Origin of the sequence: Mucilaginibacter paludis DSM 18603, assembly GCF_000166195.2 — a bacterium.
Taxonomy (GTDB): Bacteria; Bacteroidota; Bacteroidia; order Sphingobacteriales; family Sphingobacteriaceae; genus Mucilaginibacter; species Mucilaginibacter paludis.
On record NZ_CM001403.1, the window covers coordinates 4,038,900 to 4,059,322 of the forward strand.

Consider the following 20,423-nt stretch of genomic DNA (forward strand, 5'->3'; position numbering starts at 1 on the left):
ACATTATGTTAAACGCAACTCTGTTATTTTTAAGTGCACCTGATATCACTATTATATTGGTAGTGGCTTTAGTGCTTTTTGGCGGGAAGAAACTACCGGAACTGGCCCGCGGCTTAGGCTCGGGGATTAAAGAATTTAAGGACGCCACCTCGGGGGGTAAACCTCAGGATGATATGCCAAAAGCTGCAACCGTGCCAGCGACACCAGAAGCTAATGGGCACCATCCGTTATAAAACCGTTTTCTATACCCATAAAAAAAGACCGGGAAACTGGTCTTTTTTTATGGGTATAGGTTCCTAACGTTAGAGGGGTAAGTAAAAAATGCTGACTAAAGCCTTCTATTAAAATCCCTGCTCATCGGCGCTCGGCCCATAGCTGCCGGGGATAGGGATATTGAGCAAACGCAGGTAAACGCCAAGTTGTGCCCTGTGGTGTACTATCTGGCTGAATGTAGTACGGATCACTTCGCCTTTGGTACAAACAAAATAGATCACTTCGCCGTTTCGCATGGTCCAATCCGGGAGCAGGTCGGCGTCTGATGCTTTTTCCAACTGCGCTTTGCTCTCAGAAAATGCCTTTTCAAACGAGGTTAATAAATCGGCTGTGTTGGTAATTGGGATGGGTTTGTAAGCATTTACGGCAAAATCCAGCTCGGTGGTATTGAGTACCAGAGGTACCCAGGTAGGCAGTTCGGCAATATGGGTGGCCAGTTGCTGTATATTCATGCTTTTTTCGTGCGGGCTCCATTGATATTTGTCGTCTGGAACACGTTCCAGCATTTTAAGGGTGGTTTGAGCCTCTTGCTCCATTTCTTTAACTAACATTTGGATAATTGACATAGCTTTTTGATTTTGTTTGCACAAAGGAAATCAGGGCAGATGACAGCCCTATGTCAGCAGGAATATAAAAATTTCACACCGTTAGCTCTTATTTACAATAAATGAGTTGCCTGCCTCAGGATGCAGCCGGAAAGCTGATATAAAACGTAGTGCCAACCTGTAGTTCAGTATCAAAAGATATGCTTCCGCCTGCATACTCAATGGCATTTTTTACCAGGGCTAAACCCAGGCCTGTGCCGGAGCTTTTTGTAGTAAAATTAGGCACAAAAATCCGTTCGCGTAGAGCCTCTGGAATACCGTTTCCATTATCTTTAATTGTGATGTAAACGTGTTTACCGTCGTTATGGTGGCTAATTTCTACAACGCCTTGCCGATCAGCCGGAACGGCTTCTATTGCATTTTTTAACAGGTTATTAAAGCTTCGTAAGATCTGATCCTTATCAGCCAAAACAAAAAATTGATGGTTAGGATTGTTGAAAATAATTCTGAAGTTATCTGTCTGCTTGAAAATAGTTGTAGCCTGGCTTATTATTTCAAAAATGTTGAACCGCTCAAGGCGGGTTTCGGGCATTTTAGCAAAATTTGAAAACTCCGATGCTATTTTTGAGAGGCTGTCAATTTGTTCAACAAACGATTTGCTGAACCGCTCAAACTTAGCATCAAACTTAGGGTCTTTATCTTTCCACGATTTTTCGAGCAATTGCAAACCTAACTTTAAAGGGGTTAAGGGGTTTTTAATTTCGTGGGCTACCTGTTTAGCCATTTCGCGCCAGGCATTTTCCCGCTCAGACTGTGCCAGTTTTTGGGCACTATTCTCTAAGGCGGCAATCATATTGTTATATTCCTTAATCAGCGATCCTATCTCATCGTTATGCTGCCATTTTATCGGTTCGTTTTTACGGCCATAAATGGTTTTGCTTAAGCTTTGCTGAATGAGCGTTAACGGAGTGGTTATTTGCCGGGCAACCAATATAGCAAACAAACCAATAGCAATAAATACCAGGGCATATACATTGATCATGGTGTTTAAAAAAGCGCCTATACGTTCCCTGTATTCGGTTTCGTTAGAGAAATAGGGGAGCTGTAAAAAGCCTATCACATCGTTTTTAGAACTCCTGACGGGGGCATAAGCGGCCTTGTAATTTAAAGAGCCAATGGTTTCTTCGTTAACATAGTTTGATTTTTGCAGCTTATTTAAGTAAATAAACGCTCTGGCATTCATGCGGGGCGCTATCAAGCCGGTTTCGTATAGCTTAGGCTGGGTGGTGAAAATCGGTATCCCATCCTTATCAAAAAGCGTCAGATCGGATGAGTAAGTATCAGCAAAGCTGTTGAAGTTTAATTGCATATCCTCGTTAGAGGTAATGAGATTTTTTTCGAAATTAATTTTTTCGAAAGCAACTGCTATACGCGAAATTTTATCGTGAATAAAATCGTCCTGCTGGTTTTGGTACTGCGAGCTTACCGAGAGGAAGGTAAGTACCCCGATAATCAACAATGTAATTACCACCGCAAATACCATCGAGAGCTGTATCCTTGTTTTATAGAGTACTTTATCAAAACTCTCCCAAAAATTCCAACTCCACGATTTTACCTTATCAAAGTTTTTGTAAGCCAGCCACAGCCATTCGATACCTAAGAGTATAAAAACAAAAGCCAGGTACACTAAAAAGAAGAAGGTTAATGAGGTAACGATAATATAAATTTTGTCATCCTCTTTACTTACCACAATTAATTTACGGTCGGTAGGCTGGTAAATCAAATGGCTGTAACTGGGTTTGCCCACACTTGTTTTATAAATATACTGTTTAAGCTTGCCGGCAAACTCGTAATTGGCAAGGCTATAGGTGTATTTTCCACTTTGATTCAATAATTTGCCATCGCTGTAAAATGCGTACGAATAACCTTTAAACTGATCGTTTGCCAGGGGCCTGTCTTCGATCAGCAATTCGGGAAAAGGCTCGGCGCTTTTAAGCGGCTTTGATTTAAGTTCAATGACGATAGTGCCCAGCCTGTCTGTGTCTGAACTGATGGGGATGATGGCAAAATAACTTTGGAAGCCAAAGGCGCTGTTTATTTTATAAAAATATTTTGTTCCGCCTACTTTAAAGGCACTGTAAAGCACCATATCTTTAAAGTTATTCAAATCAAATTCACCGTTTCCTGATAGCGGCTTATTATCTTTATCATACTCATAAGTTTTAAAGTCGTACTTAGAGAGATATCCGTTAAAATATAATTTTTGGAACCGGCTTTTTAGATAATTATGATTGCGCGTTGTATTATCAAAATAATCGATCAAAAACCGGGCATTAACCAATTGCTCCTCTATCTGTTTAAATAAATATTCGGCCGATTGATCCTCTGCCGATTCCAGCTTTTTAACCAGTATTTTACGAGTGTCTTTTTCTTTAACGGATTGGTATGAATAAAGCTTAATAGACGATATGGTAGAACAAACCACAATAATGGCAATGTACATTAAAGGGCTAAATTTGCCTTTATCATAAGCGATGGCATATCCGCGGATAAGGATGATCAATCCCCATAGAATGTAAAAGCCAGAAATATCTTTATAAAAATAAGCCTCAATTAAGGTTGCCAGGATGATTAACGCGGCAAACATTGATATTTTACTCTGCTTAGAAAGATTAAGGTTAGAACTGATAACCAGGCAGGTTTCGGCAAACAAAATAAAAACAAAAAAGCCCAGGCACAATAATACAACGCCTACTATGCTAAAGCTGGTTAGGTTAAGCACGTTGTTTACATCAAAGTTGATGTTTGAATGCAGTACCAGGCTGCCAAAAATATTTAGCAGGGCATACGAGAGCGCCAATAAAAACAGTGTGCATGCTAATAATATAGTGTAGCTTAAAAATTTACTTTCTACAGGTTTGACGATAATTTGGCTACGGGTGTTGTAAACAAACAGAGCGAGCCATACCAATAAAACTAAATTGACAACAAAATCGCCAAGCGACGGAAAGGCCTCGTTCCAGGAGTAATATGCCGGGTTAAATAAACTTATTCCCTGGTAAATATCGGGCCAGTGATAGTGCAGATTAATAAAACGAAGAACGCCAATAAAGGCAATTATAATGGCAAAAGAGCCTAAGGGGTAGCCTTTACCGGCAACATAATTGGCCAGGCTGTTGATGAGCACGCACAATAATAGTATACCGCTTATCCACAACAATAGCTGAACAAAAATGAATAAACGGTTTAGGTTATTGGCTTTTAACTTTACCGAAAATAAATAGCTGTTATTGCAGGTGTGAATGGCATACACGTTTTGATCGGTGAAATCGGCTATATCGATATTGTTATCGTGCAATAATTCAGGAGAAAAGGTGTTTTGCAGGTACTCGTTTTGATAGCTGTAGCTATTTTTAACCGGGATGAAAAGGATAGCGCAAAAATTGCCCTCGGTTTTTTTAATCGCTTCGTAATAACCGTTTGATTCTTTTATGAACGAACTTCCTTCTTTGATGCGTTCAACATTGTTAGGTAAAATCCTTACGCCGTTCCAATAGGTTAATTCGTTATTCCGGTAAGTGGTGATGTATAGTTTTTCCGTCTTCAGCAGATCGATCAGATCAAGCGCATACTGCTCGTTGTTATCAATGTTTTTAAGCTTGATAAACGTAGTTTTATCGTCGATAAAACTACGTGCAAACATTTCTTTTTGATGTAGGCGTGATTCGAGCGTTTTTGCGCTACTGTCCAGGTTATTACGCGGGCTGTATGAGTTTTTGGCAATAATGGCTGTTAAAAACAAACTTACGCAGATAAGCGCAAGTAACCAGCGTATTTTGGCGGCAGCATTCAAATTGAAAATTTTAGGTGTAAATTAACACTCAATAAAAGTAAATACCGCTTAAATTGTTTTACAGAGCGGCACTTTCGGTTTTTACCCCGCGATCAACCTTTTTAACCAGGCCTTGCAAAACATTGCCCGGGCCAACCTCGGTAAAAGAAGTGGCGCCGTCTTGTAGCATGCGTTGCATGGTTTGTGTCCAGCGAACGGGGCCTGTTAACTGCGAAATCAAATTAGCTTTGATTGATTGCGGATCGGTATAGGGTTTGGCATCAATATTTTGATAAACCGGGCAAACCGGGCTTTTAATTTCTGTAGCAACAATGGCTGCCTCCAGTTCTACCTTAGCTAGTTCCATTAAAGGTGAGTGGAACGCGCCGCCTACGTTTAATTTTAACGCTCTTTTTGCTCCTGCAGCCAGTAGTTTTTCGCAAGCCTCGTCAACACCGGCAATGGTGCCCGAAATAACCAGTTGGCCGGGGCAGTTATAATTAGCCGGAACAACCACATTGCTGATACGGTGACAAATTTCTTCCACGGTATAGTCGTCAAGCCCTAATATGGCGGCCATGGTTGACGGTTGTATCTCGCAGGCTTTTTGCATCGCGTTGGCCCGGGCTGCAACCAAACGTAAGCCATCCTCAAATGACAGCGCATCAGCAGAAACCAATGCTGAAAATTCGCCTAAAGAATGGCCTGCAACCATCTCGGGTTGAAAGCGGTTACCCAGGGTTTTGGCCAGAATAACAGAGTGCAAAAAAATAGCGGGTTGAGTTACCTTGGTTTGCTTCAGGTCTTCGTCGGTACCGTTGAACATGATATCGGTAATACGGAAACCTAATATATCATTGGCTTTTTCAAAAAGTTCGCGGGCTTGTACTGATTGATCGTAAAGATCCTTACCCATACCTACAAATTGTGCGCCTTGACCGGGGAAAATATATGCTTTCAATTGGTTGTTAGTTAATTGTTAATGAGTTATTGGTTGTTGTTCTGGTTTGTTATCAGTACTTACCTTTCATGTAAACATTGATAAAGTTATTTCGGATAAGTTTTAATTGGCCTGCCATGCACTGATAGCCTGGCGCTCACAAATGAAATCAAATTAACTTAATTTTGATGATATCAGCTGCAAAAATTCTGCCCTTGTTTTTTCCTTAATAAACTCGCCCGTAAAGGCCGATGTTGTAGTTACCGAATTTTGTTTTTGAACACCGCGCATACACATACACAGGTGTCGGCACTCTATTACAACGGCAACACCAATTGGTTGCAGGGTTTCGTGGATGCAATCGCGAATCTGGTTAGTTAAGCGCTCCTGTACCTGTAAACGACGTGCAAAAGCGTCAACCACACGGGGTATTTTACTCAGCCCTACTACATGCCCGTTCGGGATATAGGCAATATGTGCCTTGCCGAAAAAGGGGAGCATATGATGCTCACACATAGAGTATACTTCAATATCTTTCACTACCACCATCTGACTATAGTCCTCTTTAAACTTAGCCGATTCCAGTATCTCCTGTGGGTTTAAATCATAACCATGCGTTAAATACAGTAAAGCTTTAGCCACACGTTCTGGTGTTTTAACCAGGCCCTCACGTTCCGGGTCTTCGCCCAATTGTTTTAAAATATCAGTGTAATGGGTAGATATATTTTGAATCAATTCAGGATTATAACGGTCAATTTTTACATAGCCGTCAATTTCCTCATCATCGTCGTAATCGTAAGGTATGTTGCTCATGGGCTTTAGTCGCCAAAATATTCGGCTGAGTTATTTTCGGTTTCGTATAGCTTTACAGAATGCAAAAACACACCCTGGTAAGCTTCAATAGGAGCTTTAAGCTGGTTAAATATTTCAATGCAAAGCAATTCGGTCGATGCCATTTTGCCTTTCATAAAAGGTACATCCAGATTGATGTTCTTATGATCAAGCTTCTCAATCACGCAGTCGTTAATAATTACCTTTAAATCCTTCAGGTCCATCAAATAGCCTGTAGCATGGGTTACCTCGCCCTTTACAGTTACAAAAAGGTTGTAATTGTGGCCGTGCCAGTTAGGGTTGGCGCATTTGCCAAACATCTCCTCATTCTTTTCGGCGCTCCATTCTTCGCGATACATCCGGTGAGCCGCGTTAAAATGTTCTTTCCGTGTAATATAAATCATCATAGCAATTGTTGGTGCAAATATATAAAACAAAAACAGCCTAATAGTTTATAACTTAGTGATGAAAAATATGATAAAGCTATTAATTGTTGCCGCAACACAGCCCGAAATTGAGCCATTACTTAGCCATTTTGATAAAAAACGGTCATTTGATGTATTAATTACCGGTGTGGGCATGGTACCTACCGCATATGCCCTGGGTAATTATTTTACGCTTAATCAACACGACCTGGTGATTAATTTGGGTATTGCAGGTAGTTTTGACCGAAGCATCAGTTTAGGCGAGGTGGTTGAGGTGGTGGATGATGACCTTGCCGAATTAGGTGCCGAGGATGACCAGGACTTTATCCCTATCGAAAAATTGGGCTTCGGCAAGAGCCGGTATTTTGCATCGGCTACGCTTGATCAGTACTTAGAAAAGACTGCATTAAAAAAAACAACCGCAATAACGGTTAATACAGTTCATGGTAGTGATGCATCTATTGCAAAGGTAATAAAGCAATCGGCCCCGCAGTTAGAGAGCATGGAGGGTGCGGCATTTTTTTATGCTTGCGAAAAAGCCGGTGTTGTTGGTTTGCAAATCAGGGCTGTGTCAAATTACGTAGAAAAGCGCAACCGCGACAATTGGAAGATAGGGCTGGCTGTTAAAAATCTAAATAACTTTGCCATCAATTTGATCAATGTCCTGGCAAACCAGGCTTAATATTTTTAATGATGAAACTTTCCCTCGGTTTTTCGCCCTGCCCAAACGATACCTTTATTTTTGATGCGCTTATCCATCATAAAATTGATACAGAAGGTTTGGAGTTTGATGTTTATTTTGACGATGTGGAAACGCTAAACCAAAAGGCGTTTAACAATACTTTAGATATTACCAAACTGAGCTACCATGCCTTTGCCTATGTTGCCGATCAATATGTACTGATGGATTCGGGCAGTGCGCTGGGTTTTGGCGTTGGCCCCTTATTGATATACAAAGGGCCGCTTGAACGTTTTTTTATGGAGGCGGGTTACACAGCCACAGATGCTGATACCAGGGCAAAAAATCAGGCTGATTTAGCTGCTGTGGTTTCTAAACTTAAAATAGGTATACCCGGCAAGTATACTACAGCAAACTTTTTACTAAGCCTGGCTTTCCCCGACGCGGTTAACAAAATTGAAATGAAATTTAACGAAATTGAGAATGCCTTGATTGAAGGCAGTATTGATTTTGGACTCATCATCCACGAAAACCGTTTTACTTACCAGGACAAGGGTTTAACTAAACTAATGGACATGGGCGATTATTGGGAGAAACAAACCGGCTGCGCCATACCGCTGGGCGGCATTGTAATTAATCGTAATTTACCGTTGGATGTGCAATTGAAAGTGAACCGGGTTTTAAGGCGATCGGTTGAGTTTGCTTTTGCCAATCCAAAATCGGGATTGGATTTTATCCGCTCGCACTCCCAGGAAATGAGCGAAGAAGTGATGTATAAGCATATAGACCTGTATGTTAACCAATATTCGGTTGAGCTGGGTGTTGAGGGCCGTAAGGCTATCCGTTTGCTTTTTGATAAAGCCCAGGAGAAAAATATTATCCCCCCAATAAAAAACGAGTTGTTTTTAACTGCATAAAAAAGGTCCCGGTAACCAGCCGGGACCCATACCTAAACTAAAATATAAAAAATTGAGAAATGTTATTCAAATAAATGACGCTACTCGGTAATTTGACTGCCAGTCTTTTTAAAGGTTTAATCTGGTTTTAAATTATTTGCAGATATAATTGTAACTAATAATTAACCGGATGCCTGAAATATTAATTAGCTGTTAATGTAGATATTGTTCGTTTTTTTATGCTCAAAAAGATATTTTTTGATTGATATTTTATCTAATTTCCGGCAAAATATCCGCTCATGAAAAAAATATCTACTCTTGTTTTATTCCTGGTTTGCTTGTGCTATTTCCATCGGTTACATGCTCAAACACAGGCTTTTGGAAAAATTGACGTTGCCGACCTTGAATTAAAAAATTGTGATTTTGAAAAAGATGCCAACGCAATGGTTCTTTTTGATAAGGGCGATGTGTATTTTGATCAGAATTTTAGTATTGTAATGGAGCGCCATAAGCGTATCAAAATTTTTAATGATAAAGGAAAGGATGAAGCCAATATCAGGATACCGTTTTTTGGCGGTAATCGCCTTGAAAGTATAACCGATATCCAGGTTGAAACGATCAATGAGGTTAACGGAAAGCCCGAAATTACCAAATTGGAGAAAAAGCTGATCTATACCGAAAACCTTGATAAGGTGCACACGGCTATTGTTTTTGCCTTTCCTAATGTAAAACCCGGATCGGTTATCGAATTTAAATACCGTTGGCAAACCGATTATGTATGGAATTTTCCGGATTGGATTTTTCAGGATAACATACCAACGCGCTACAGCGAGCTAAGCACCCAGGTACCCGATATCTTTTTCTATAAAACACAAACCCGCACGGCTGCAGCCTATGTAAAACACACATCGAGCTCCGATTCAAAAAGTATTGGTAGCGGGCAGGATGTTGTTAGCTATAGTGTTGATAACCAGGTGCGCGGCATAGCCAATATACCCTCCTTACAAGATGAGCCTTATATGCGCTCCAGAGCCGATAACCTGCAGGGGCTTTATTTTCAGTTAACCAGTATCAGGCCGATAGGGGGCTTCGTTCGTAACTATAACGAAACATGGGACAAAATAGGCAATACCGTATGTGAGGATGAAGATTTTGGCTCACAATTTAAAAGGAAACTTAAAGACGAAGAATTAATTATTGCGAAAGCTAAAACGTTAAAAACGGATGATGAAAAAATAGCGTACGTTTTTAATGCAGTTAAGAACCGAATGAAGTGGAACGACGTTGACCGGTGGTATACCAACGATGGCACATCCAAAGCCTGGGAAAAGCAAAGTGGAAATTCAACCGAGATTAACTTGGTATTGTATCATTTACTTAAACAAGCCGGTTTAAAAGCTTACCCTATGATGGTGAGTACACGTGATAACGGGCGTGTAAATCCTTATTACCCTAATTTAAACCAGTTTAACCGCGCTGTGGCCTATATCCCGGTTGATAGTACAAAGCGTTATATTTTGGATGCTTCAAACAGGTATAACGTTTATAACGAAGTGCCGGATGAGTTGCTTAATTCCTACGGTTTCCAAATCAATAAGGATGATAAACAATACGGTATGTTGTTTATCGATAAAACACAACCTGCCAGGAAATCGGTATTCCTTCAAGCCAATATTCTGGCTGACGGTAAAATGGAGGGCACTGCCGAGATCAATAATTTTAGTTACCAGAAGCTTAGTACTGTAGAAAAGTATAAAAGGGACGGTGAGGATAAATACAAAACCTTTTTAAAGGATAACGATAATAACCTTAGCATTTCATCCCTGAAGTTTGAAAACATGGATGTGGATAGCTTGCCACTCAGTCAAAAGATCGACTTTAAGTTAACCCTTACCGGTTCTGATGGCGATTATATCTATTTCAACCCGAACATGTTTTTATCCATGCGCAGTAATCCCTTCCTGAGTGAAAAACGAGCTTCGGATATTGATTTTGGATACCGCAGCCTATATTCCGTCAACGGCAATTATAAAATTCCGGCCGGTTATAAAACAGAGGGGCTCCCTAAAAATACGACCTTAATGATGCCCGATCAGAGCATCAGTTTCAGACGGCTGGTAGGCGAAGAGGATGGTTTGATCCAGATATCGTACATGATCAGCTTTAAAAAAAGTATCTTTTTTAAAGAGAATTATGCCGAACTACGCGAATTTTATAAAAAAATGTACGAAATGTTGAACGAGCAGATTGTGCTGAAAAAATCCTGATATGTGTAAAAAATCGTTTGTTTGTTTGCTGATAGGTACCCTGGGCATCTTTTTTAATAATGCTTTTAGCCAAAGCAAAGATATCCCTGCCGAATTGTATAAGGCTTCAACCATACCCGACTCGTTAAAGAAAGACGCTAACGCGGTAGTGCGTTATAGCTTAAAAGAGGTTACCGTAAAAGGGCCGGGAAGAAAAGTTGCCAGATCGCATCGTATCATAACGATATTGAACGAAAAGGCCGAAGGCGAGGCCTCGGTCGGCTTAGGGTATGAGCCCAAGTTCAATAGCGTAAACACTATTGAAATGATGGTATATGATGCCGATGGGAAGCTTATTAAAAAATACCGGAAAGGAGATATGTATGATAGGGCAGCATATGATGATATGTCGATTATTACTGACGATCGGATAATCAGTACACGGCATACCATTGTAAGTTATCCCGTTACAGTTGAGAAAATCACCGAAATGAGTAGCAATAGCTTTCTGGACTTAGGAGAATGGCAAATACAAGAGCCTGATATAGCTGTTCAAAACTCTGTTTATCGTATTATAGTTAATCCCGCTGTTGGGTTTAGATTCAAAAACAAGCACACCAGTATCAGACCGGAGATTAGCAAAGGGGATATGGATTCATATACTTGGCAAGTAAAAAACCTGAAAGCCATCAAATTGGAAGATGATGCAGTAGACTGGCAGGTTTTACCCGGCATCTTCTTTGCTGCCAATTCTTTTGAGTACGGTGGTATTCCCGGCGATATCAGCTCGTGGAAAAATTACGGAAAATGGCAATTGGGTTTAAATGCCGATGTAAATTCGCTTACGCCGGCCCGTGCAGAAGAGATAAGGCAAATGGTAGCAGGCCTAAAGGCCGACAAAGAGAAAGTGAAATTTTTGTATGAGTACCTGCAGCATAATGTACGTTATGTAAGTATTCAGTTAGGTATCGGTGGCTTAAAGCCATTCCCGGCAACCTTTGTTGATCAAAAAAAATATGGCGATTGTAAGGCGCTTTCCAACTATATGTTTGCCTTACTTAAAGCGGTTGGTATTCCGAGTTATTATGCCATAGTACGCGGAGGTGAGAATAAAGAGCCTGCGGATCCTGAGTTTCCTGCCGATCCGTTTAATCACATTATATTATGTGTGCCTTTAAAAGGGGATACCACCTGGCTTGAATGTACCAACACACTTAAGCCATTTGGTAAATTAGGTACGTTTACCGAAAACCGGAATGCCCTGTTAATTACCGAAGATGGCGGCAAATTGGTGAATACACCCAAAAGCACAATTGATGATAATCACTTTAAAAGTGAGGTGCATTTAGTTTTGGATGCCGATGGGGGAGCCAAGGCAAAAATGCAATTGTGGGTAACCGGCGGATACCGGGATGAGTTTTTGGGTTTAGATCAGGAGAAAGCAGACGATCAAAAGAAAATGCTGATTCAGCATTTTGGCTTAAAGCAACCGTCTGCGCTTGAATTAAAGCCAGTTGAGGATAAAGAAGGCACTAAAGAAGTGGATGTTGACATGGAGTACGACCGCTTTTGCGATATTATTTCGGGCGATAAAAGGTTTTATAAGCCAAGGGTATTTAACCTATGGCAGTTAACCTTACCCGTTTTAGAGAAGCGCAAAAGCGATTACTATTTTGAATTCCCCATGCAAAAAACCTGTGTTACTACCATTGATTTGCCACAGGGGTTTGAAGTTGAAACCATGCCTGCCAATGCGAGCCTTAAATTTAGCTACGGCAACTACGAGGTAAATTATGTTTACGATGCCGCAAAAAATCAAATAATAAGTACGGCCAAATTTAACTTAACCCGGTATGCTATCCCTGCTGCCAAATACAACGAGATGCAGGAGTATATGGATAACATAGCCAAAGTTCAAAATAAAAAATTGGTGATCCGCAAGAAGGCTTAATTTTGCCGGGATGATATTCAGGCTTGATGAGCGCATATTATTTCCTGATCCGCAACTGGCCGAAGAGGATGGTTTACTGGCCGTAGGAGGTGATCTTTCGCCGGACAGGCTGTTGCTGGCTTACCGGAGCGGGATCTTTCCGTGGTACAGTGATGAGACACCTATCCTGTGGTATTCGCCCCACGAGCGCTTTGTGCTTTTTCCGAACGAGCTAAAGGTATCCAAAAGCATGCGGCAGGTGATCCGCTCCGGCAAATTCAAGGTTAAGTTTGATACCGCTTTCGCGGATGTGATAGTCAATTGCGCCAATGCTGAACGCATTGATCAGGATGGCACCTGGATCACTAACGACATGCAGCAGGCTTATATCAAATTACACCAGTTGGGGCACGCACATTCCGTAGAGGTATGGCTTGGTGATGAATTAGCCGGTGGCTTATACGGTGTAGAGGTTGGGAATGTATTTTGCGGCGAAAGCATGTTTAGCAAGGTGAGCAACGCATCCAAACTCGCACTCATCACACTTTGCCAAACCGGTAAATATCAGATGATAGACTGCCAGGTTTATACCAATCATCTGGCTTCGTTAGGTGCAGGGATGATTAGCAGAGAGATGTATTTGGAATGGCTTCAGACTTGAGTTCTGAGTCGGGTGTGCTGAGTATAAGGGGAGTAAATGAGAAATGAGCCTGATTTGAGATTTATAATTATGCCTTGTTAAGTTGTTGATTATCAAAGCTAAACTCTCTCCGTCATGTCATCCCGACGTGAGGAGGGATCTTCTAAAAACGGTAAGTCTGCATCGTATTAGGTGCGCTGATTATCAATGTGCTATCTTTTCTCCGATAATCATTATTCTAAATTTACAACATCGGCACGCTCAATCGCCGCGTGAAGGGCTTTGTTCTTTTTGTCTTGACACAAAAAGAACCAAAAAAGTCAAGACTGCCCGATCCTTCCGCCCACAGGCCAGCTCCCGGCCCGGCGTGCAGTCTGGCCTTCGCCCGCTTTTGCCTGTGCTTCAATAATTACCGAAGTTCCAAACGTCATCCCTGTTTTTTTCCGGTTGGCCGGGTCCATTACTTCTAATGATGTCTTCGTATTTATTGATTATCAATGTGGGTGTCATGCTGAGTATCCCACCGGGCGTCGCTCCGGAAAAAACAGGGATGACGTTTTTTCAATAAAGATAGTTATGCTGAAAAAGTTGCATTTTGCAAAAAAACAAGGCAAGCTACATAACCCGTTCACGCTTTGGCGCCGTTAAGAGCCCGCTGTTGAGTTTGGGACTGTCACTCTTTGAAAAAAACATTATCGGGAACTATTCTGACCGGAAGAGTTTACCATGCTTTTAAGCTTAAATATTCTTTAGAGTGACCGAGCTTGCCTAGTTTTTATAATTATAAGAACATGAGCAAAAATAGCAAAAAAAAGAAGCGTGCCACCGCTGGGCAGACCGCAAAAAAAATGGAACGGTTTGAATTGTTAAATCCTCATTCAGCAGGCATAGATATCGGCAGCATGCTGATGGTAGTATCTTATACCGACCGTGAAGGGATGATCAATTTGCGTGAATTTGACAGCTTTACAAGCAGTTTGTATGAGTTAGCGGAATTGCTGCAAAAAGAAGGCATTGAAAAGGTAGTCATGGAGGCAACCGGTCCTTATTGGGAATCACTTTACAACATTTTGGAAAAGCATGGCATGGAGATGTTCCTTGTCAATCCAAGTCATTACCGGAATGTATCGGCTCAGAAAACGGATATCAACGATGCACAGTGGCTGCATCAGTTGCTGGCCCATGGCCTGATACGCAATTCTCACATAGCGCCTGAACTTTACCGGGAGTTAAGGCAATATCTTCATGAAAGAGAAATATACCAAAACTATAAGAGCGATAGCCTTAACCGAATGCAGAAAACACTGACGTTGATGAATATTAAGTTTCAGCATTTAATCAGCGATGTGGAGGGAGTAGCAGGTATGAAGCTTTTACGGGCGATCAGTTCAGGAATATGCGATGGGCAAACCTTGCTGGCTCGCATTGATGTAACAAAATTAAAGGCCAGCCCGGAGGATCTGCTTAGCTCGCTACAGGGAGAATATAAGCAACATTATATTCATATTCTATCCATCACGCTTAAAAGCTATGATTTTTTTAAGGAGCAAATGCAGGTTTATGAAAGTCATATTGAACATACCCTAAAGGAGCTTCTTGCTTGTAAGGGCGAAGCGCCAACAGTTATCCAACAGAAAACAAAAAAGGTAAGAAAGAACCAGTACAGCTTTAATCTGAAAGATTATTTATTGGGAATTTTGGGAGTAGACCTTACCGAGGTAGAGGGTCTGGATGAAATAGGGCTTTTAACTATTCTTGCAGTAACGGGAACGAATATGAAAAAATGGCCTACGGCAGAACATTTTGTGAGTTGGTTAAATCTATCACCGAGGCCCAAAATATCGGGAGGCAAAATAATAGGGTATGAAAGACGTAACAACAATAATCCTGCAACACAAGCATTCCGGTTGGCGGCGCATTGTTTATGGCAAAGCAAAGGTCCGATGGGGCAGCAGTACAGAAGATTAGCATCGACAAAAGGGAGCAAAAAAGCGATCAAAGCTATCGCCCGCAAGCTGGCAGTGATTTTTTATCACATGGTACTTAATAAACAAGCATTTGATGCCACCCGGATACAGCCAGACATAGAACAGCAAAAGGCAAGAAAAATAGCACGTCTGCAAAAAGATGCAGCTAAACTCGGTATGATCGTTCAAAAAGCAGCCTGATAGTCAATAACTTACATGGACGTCATTATAAGTAACGGACCCTGCCAACCGGGAAAAAATAGGGATGACGTTTATCGTAAAAAAAGGCTAAACTTGAAAAAAGAACAAGGCAAGCTACACACCCCGCATGATACTTTGGGGCCGACCAGAGCCCGTTTATAAGTTTGGGACTGTCACTCTTTGCAAAAAATATTTATGGGAACCCTCTTTTCGGAGAAGGCTCACCGCGCTTATAAGCTTAAACACCTTTAGAGTGGCAGAGCTTGCCCTGTTTCTTAAAAAAAACAATGAGCAAAGCTAAGAAAAACAAGAAGAAAACCCTACCGCAAGGCGGTGCCGGGATCAAGATGAAACGTTTCGAGCTGATATATCCGCGTTCGGCAGGGGTCGATGTAGGCAGCATGCTGTTGGTAGTCTCTTATACGGATAGAGAAGGATTGTCGCATGTGAGGCCATTTGACAGCTTTACCGATAGCCTTCATGAACTCGCTGCCCTGTTAAAAACAGCAGGCGTACAGGAAGTGGGGATGGAGGCCACAGGCAGTTACTGGATGACACTGTTCACTATCCTGGAGGATTTCGGCATGCGTGTCACCCTGATTAACCCTAGCCATTATCGTAACGTAGCTCAAAAAACAGATGTAAATGATGCTCAGTGGCTGCATCAACTCCTCTCTTACGGGATGCTGCGCCATTCCCATATCGCCGATGAGCCTTACCGTGAACTGCGGCAATATATTCATGGAAGGGACACCTGTAAGGATCAGAAAAGCGATACACTGAACCGGATACAAAAAAACCTCACCCAAATGAATGTGAAATTCCAGCACCTGATCAGTGATATAGAAGGGGTGGCTGGTATGAAATTGTTGCGCCTGATAGCCGCCGGGGCAACCGATCCTGATACGTTATTGGCCCAGGTCAATCATGCGCTATTGAAAGCCAGCCCTGAGGATCTGCTTAGTTCACTCAAAGGAGATTACCGACCTCATTTGGTCACGATGCTCCGATTGAACCTGGAGGCCTTCGACTTTCAAAAAAAACAGATGCTGGCTTACGAAACCTATATTGAAGGAACTCTTCAAAGGCTGGTGCATCAAAAGGATGATGCTTTGACCAAACCCATCGAAAAAAAAAAGGGCTTGGTGAGGAAGAACCAATATCATTTCAATCTGAAGGATTATCTGCTGGCTATCCTGGGGGTTGACCTGACGGAGGTAGATGGGCTGGATGAGATCGGACTGCTCACGATACTCTCGGTCACAGGAACCGATATGAGTAAATGGCCTACAGCCAATCAATTCGCCAGTTGGCTGAACCTCTCTCCACGTCAAAGGATAACCGGCGGGCGGGTTGTAGGTCATGAAAAGCGGGTAACCCATAATCCTGCTTCGCAGGCATTCCGGCTAGCGGCATTCAGTTTATGGCAAAACAAAGGCCCTTTAGGCCAACAATACAGAAAGCTGGCAGGAACGCGGGGAAAGAAAAAAGCCATCAAGGCCATAGCCAGAAAGCTAGCCGTCATCTTTTACCATATGGTACTTAAACAACAGCCTTATGATCCGAAGAAAATAGCACAGGATCCAGAGAAACAATTGGCCAGGAAGATCGCGCGACTGCAAAAAGATGCAGCTAAATTAGGTTGGACACTCCAAAAAGTATCTTAATAATCAACAACTTAGCACCACGTCATTATAAGCTTGTCGAAGCACGGTGCGGTGGCCTCTGCGAGCGCATACAGTTGTTGTTTTATCTTCACAGGCCAAAACCGACCCGGCGTGCAGTCTGGGCCTTTGCCACTTTTGGCTGTGCATCAAATAAATTTAGCAGGTTCAAAACGTCATCGCTATTTTTTTCGGATGGGCCATATCTGCGCTTAGAAAAGACTCCCGGCTTTAGACTCCTGACTCAGAACTCAAGACTCCGGACTTTCTTCAGGCTCAGAACTATAGGCTAACCACTATCCCAATATCTCTTTAATATCTTCGGGCGATAATGATTTAATGAAGCTCTCTTCGGTGGTGATGAGGGCGCTGGATAGCTTGAGTTTGCGCTGCTGCAGCGCCAGTATTTTTTCTTCAACCGAATCTTTGGTGATGAATTTATAAATAAACACATTTTTGGTTTGGCCTATCCGGTGCGTTCGATCAATAGCCTGTTGCTCAACGGCGGGGTTCCACCAGGGGTCGAGGATAAAAACATAGTCGGCCTCGGTTAAGTTCAGGCCCACGCCACCGGCTTTGATCGAGATCAGGAACACCCTGGTTTTTTCATCCTCCTGGAACTTCTTCACTATTTCGCCCCGGTTTTGAGTACTCCCGTCTAAGTATAAGTAGGGGATATGCTCTTTCTCAAAATGCTGCCTGTAGATGGTGAGCTGCTTTACAAATTGCGAAAAGATCAACACCTTATGGCCTCCATCCAAAACGTTGTTCAGGGTGTGGGTAACATCCTCAAACTTGCCCGAATCACCTTCGTAGTTATCGTCTATCATGGATGGGTGATTGGCTATCTGCCTTAGCTTAATCAGCCCCTGCAATACCTGCATTTGCGATTTAGCAAAGGTGCCGTCTTCCAGGCTCTTCAGCAATTCGTTGCGGTATTCCGATTTTACGTTTTCGTAAACCTCCGCCTGCTCATCGCTCATCTTGCTGTAAAACAGATTCTCGGTTTTAGGTGGTAGCTCGGTAGCTACCTGTTCTTTGGTGCGGCGTAAAACAAAGGGCTTAATCAGGGCTTGTAGTTTGCGTGCTTTTTCTTCGTCTTTCTTTTTCTCTATCGGCGTTACAAACTCGTTGATGAAAAACTGCTGACTACCCAGCAAGCCCGGGTTAATGAACGACATTTGCGTCCACAAGTCGTTTACCGAATTTTCTACCGGTGTACCGCTCAATATTAGTTTAAAACGGGATTTAAGAAGTTTAACAGATTTGAACGATTTGGACGATGGGTTTTTGATATTCTGGCTTTCGTCGAGAATGATATAATCAAAGTAGAAGCCCTTTAATACATCAATATCAATGCGGCTGATGCCATAAGTGGTGATCACCACATCATAATGTTCAAAGTGCCCGGCAATTTTATTGCGCAAAGCCCCGGTATGGATCATTAGCTTAAGCTGTGGCGCAAACTTAGTAGCCTCGTTAAGCCAGTTATAAATAAGCGAGGTAGGCATAATAATTAGGGATGTAGCCTTGCCTCCGGCCAATTCTGCCTCCTCCTTGTTTTTTTGCAGTAGCGCCAGGGTTTGTATGGTTTTACCTAAACCCATATCATCCGCAAGGCAACCGCCAAAATTATAATCTTTTAAAAAGTGAAACCAGTTGTAGCCGGCTTTTTGATAGTGGCGCAAGGTTCCGGTAAAATTCACCGGCATATCTACTTCGTCCATCTGCTCAAAATCCGTTAGCCTTTGCAGCTTACGGTTAATAGCAACACCTGCCATGGCGCCGTCATCCAGATCGTTAATGAGCCCAATGTGGTGTTTGCGCAACTTTAAATTTTTGTCATGTTCGGCAAAGGCCAGCAGGTTACCGTATTGCGAGAACCATTTTTCGGGTATCACAGCAATCTCGCCGGATGGGAGTATGAACTCCTTTTTACGATTGAGGATATGGTTTCTGAGTTCTATAAACGGTATTTGGTAAGGGCCAAAGTGCACTACGGCATGGATATCAAACCAGTCGTTACCCTCCTTAACCTCCAGGTCAATTTTACTGCTGCCAAACAGGTAGCGTTTTTGGCCTTCTGGTTGTTCCAGTTCAAAGCCCTTGGCTATCAGTTCGTCGTGGTGCTGGTTGAGCCACTCAAATACAGAGAATGAATGATCAACCTCTTCTTCGGCAGTATTGACTTCCAGGTTTTGGAATAAACTGGTTACCATTTTTAAACCCATGTTTTCCAGCAACTGCAACTGGCCTTTTTCCCAGGAAATAGAGCGCTTAACGCGATGGAAGGTATACTCGTCGCCGTTTTTCTCTATTCGCACAGATACTTGCCTGCCATCCCCGAAAGGGAAAACATAATCGGCATATTTAAAATAGAGCTGGAGTTGTGAGATGCCTCCCTCTACATAAATAGGTTTCAGTACCGGCGTGGCCTCATGCTTTTCGTTGTTTATTTTAAAGCCTTCGGCATATACATGATGTTTTTCAATAAGCGGGGCAACAAATTTTTCAAAATATGATTGCTCGGACGAGCGTGGTATGGCAATATACCGTTTATTTAAAAACGGAAGTAGTTTTTTGCCTTCTATATCCTTATCAAAATAATACAGCGTATCGTCCAGCAACATCCAGGCGGGATGGTTGCTGATGATTTCGGCATTTTTAAACATAAACTCAATGCGCAATCCCTGGTATTTGATGGTTGGGAAATACCTGATCTCCGTTTCATTCCGCCTGAAATGGAACAGTACCGAGGCTTCTTCTGTGGCTATTTGCAGTTTTTTACCGGCAGGATAGCCTTCCTTGCTCATCTGGTAAACCTCTTTATTGCGCATCAGCCCCAGCGCCTCAACCATTCGTTTTTCCATTTTTGGGCGAATGGTTTCAAAAAATTGCTCGTTAAAAGTTTTGGAAAAAAACTCAATAGGGCGGATGGCTTTTTTATGATACTTGCGAATGATGGCGCCTTGCTCCAGGTCTTCCAGCATTTTGACCAGTTTAACGTCTGTTTCGTCGATGCAGTTGCTAAACTCTTTGGCTGTATTTGAAAATAAGCGCTGATGTGTTAATGAGAATTCGCCGTTGGGATTAAGCTGTACAATGTGTGGTTCAATTACGTACGACAGGTATTCATGCTTACAAATGGCATAAACTATTTGGCAAGGCTTACTGCTGTCTACACGTAACATAGGTTCTATAAAAAATTTATAGAAGTTACATGAACAAAAAATTCAAACGTAGTCAGAATATTTAGCAAATCAAAAAAAAATGAGGCGAATAATATTTATCGGGTTGTAATATGCATCAATGCAATAAATATTTAGTAGGTAAAACTTAAAAAGGTATATTTAG

The 20,423-nt window shown here is 42.0% G+C and carries 15 protein-coding genes; 8 read left to right on the plus strand and 7 right to left on the minus strand.

Going from position 1 to position 20,423, the window contains the following annotated elements:
* The first annotated feature begins 5 nt into the window (after positions 1-5).
* Positions 6-233 (plus strand): Sec-independent protein translocase subunit TatA/TatB, encoded by a 228-nt coding sequence (locus tag MUCPA_RS17140; protein WP_008508090.1) that lies wholly within the window; start codon positions 6-8, stop codon positions 231-233.
* Positions 234-341: 108 nt separating this feature from the next.
* Here MUCPA_RS17140 and MUCPA_RS17145 read toward each other — a convergent pair whose 3' ends face one another.
* The 5 genes from MUCPA_RS17145 to MUCPA_RS17165 form a co-directional block, all read right to left on the minus strand.
* A complete protein-coding gene (locus MUCPA_RS17145) occupies positions 342-839 on the minus strand; it encodes a DinB family protein (RefSeq protein ID WP_008508091.1) in 498 nt (165 codons plus the stop codon).
* Between the two features lie 115 nt (positions 840-954).
* Positions 955-4,671 carry a sensor histidine kinase gene (locus tag MUCPA_RS17150; protein ID WP_008508093.1) on the minus strand — a complete coding sequence of 1,239 codons (3,717 nt, stop codon included), beginning with the start codon at positions 4,669-4,671 and terminating at the stop codon, positions 955-957.
* Between the two features lie 58 nt (positions 4,672-4,729).
* Entirely contained in the window at positions 4,730-5,611 is an 882-nt protein-coding gene (gene fabD, locus MUCPA_RS17155; protein ID WP_008508094.1) for an ACP S-malonyltransferase, read from the minus strand.
* 153 nt (positions 5,612-5,764) lie between these two features.
* Positions 5,765-6,403: a GTP cyclohydrolase I FolE gene (folE, locus tag MUCPA_RS17160; RefSeq protein ID WP_008508095.1), complete on the minus strand. Its 639-nt coding sequence runs from the start codon at positions 6,401-6,403 to the stop codon at positions 5,765-5,767.
* 5 nt (positions 6,404-6,408) lie between these two features.
* On the minus strand, positions 6,409-6,825 hold the full coding sequence (locus MUCPA_RS17165) for a 6-pyruvoyl trahydropterin synthase family protein (RefSeq protein WP_008508096.1): 417 nt from the start codon (positions 6,823-6,825) through the stop codon (positions 6,409-6,411).
* Positions 6,826-6,886: 61 nt separating this feature from the next.
* On the opposite strand from MUCPA_RS17165, the gene mqnB reads away from it, so the two are divergent.
* The 5 genes from mqnB (at position 6,887) to aat (ending at position 13,258) form a co-directional block, all read left to right on the plus strand.
* Positions 6,887-7,528, plus strand: a complete 642-nt coding sequence (gene mqnB / locus MUCPA_RS17170) for a futalosine hydrolase (RefSeq protein WP_008508097.1) — start codon at positions 6,887-6,889, stop codon at positions 7,526-7,528.
* An 11-nt stretch (positions 7,529-7,539) separates the two neighbouring features.
* The gene (locus tag MUCPA_RS17175; protein WP_008508100.1) at positions 7,540-8,442 is read left to right on the plus strand and encodes a menaquinone biosynthesis family protein; all 903 of its coding nucleotides are present in this window, start codon (positions 7,540-7,542) and stop codon (positions 8,440-8,442) included.
* 278 nt (positions 8,443-8,720) lie between these two features.
* The gene (locus MUCPA_RS17180; RefSeq protein WP_008508101.1) at positions 8,721-10,688 is read left to right on the plus strand and encodes a DUF3857 domain-containing protein; all 1,968 of its coding nucleotides are present in this window, start codon (positions 8,721-8,723) and stop codon (positions 10,686-10,688) included.
* A gap of 1 nt (position 10,689) precedes the next feature.
* Positions 10,690-12,618: a DUF3857 domain-containing protein gene (locus tag MUCPA_RS17185; RefSeq protein WP_008508104.1), complete on the plus strand. Its 1,929-nt coding sequence runs from the start codon at positions 10,690-10,692 to the stop codon at positions 12,616-12,618.
* 10 nt (positions 12,619-12,628) lie between these two features.
* On the plus strand, positions 12,629-13,258 hold the full coding sequence (gene aat / locus MUCPA_RS17190; protein ID WP_008508106.1) for a leucyl/phenylalanyl-tRNA--protein transferase: 630 nt from the start codon (positions 12,629-12,631) through the stop codon (positions 13,256-13,258).
* A 299-nt stretch (positions 13,259-13,557) separates the two neighbouring features.
* Here aat and MUCPA_RS37805 read toward each other — a convergent pair whose 3' ends face one another.
* Positions 13,558-13,698: a hypothetical protein gene (locus tag MUCPA_RS37805; protein ID WP_008508107.1), complete on the minus strand. Its 141-nt coding sequence runs from the start codon at positions 13,696-13,698 to the stop codon at positions 13,558-13,560.
* Positions 13,699-14,085: 387 nt separating this feature from the next.
* Between MUCPA_RS37805 and MUCPA_RS17195 the strand changes: the two genes are divergently transcribed.
* Complete coding sequence (locus MUCPA_RS17195) at positions 14,086-15,405, plus strand: IS110 family RNA-guided transposase (RefSeq protein WP_008508775.1); 1,320 nt, start codon at positions 14,086-14,088, stop codon at positions 15,403-15,405.
* A gap of 287 nt (positions 15,406-15,692) precedes the next feature.
* Positions 15,693-17,072 (plus strand): IS110 family RNA-guided transposase, encoded by a 1,380-nt coding sequence (locus tag MUCPA_RS17200; protein ID WP_008508109.1) that lies wholly within the window; start codon positions 15,693-15,695, stop codon positions 17,070-17,072.
* A gap of 293 nt (positions 17,073-17,365) precedes the next feature.
* Here the strand turns inward: MUCPA_RS17200 and MUCPA_RS17205 are convergent, their stop codons facing one another.
* A complete protein-coding gene (locus tag MUCPA_RS17205; protein ID WP_008508110.1) occupies positions 17,366-20,260 on the minus strand; it encodes a DEAD/DEAH box helicase in 2,895 nt (964 codons plus the stop codon).
* Between the last annotated feature and the right edge of the window lie 163 nt (positions 20,261-20,423).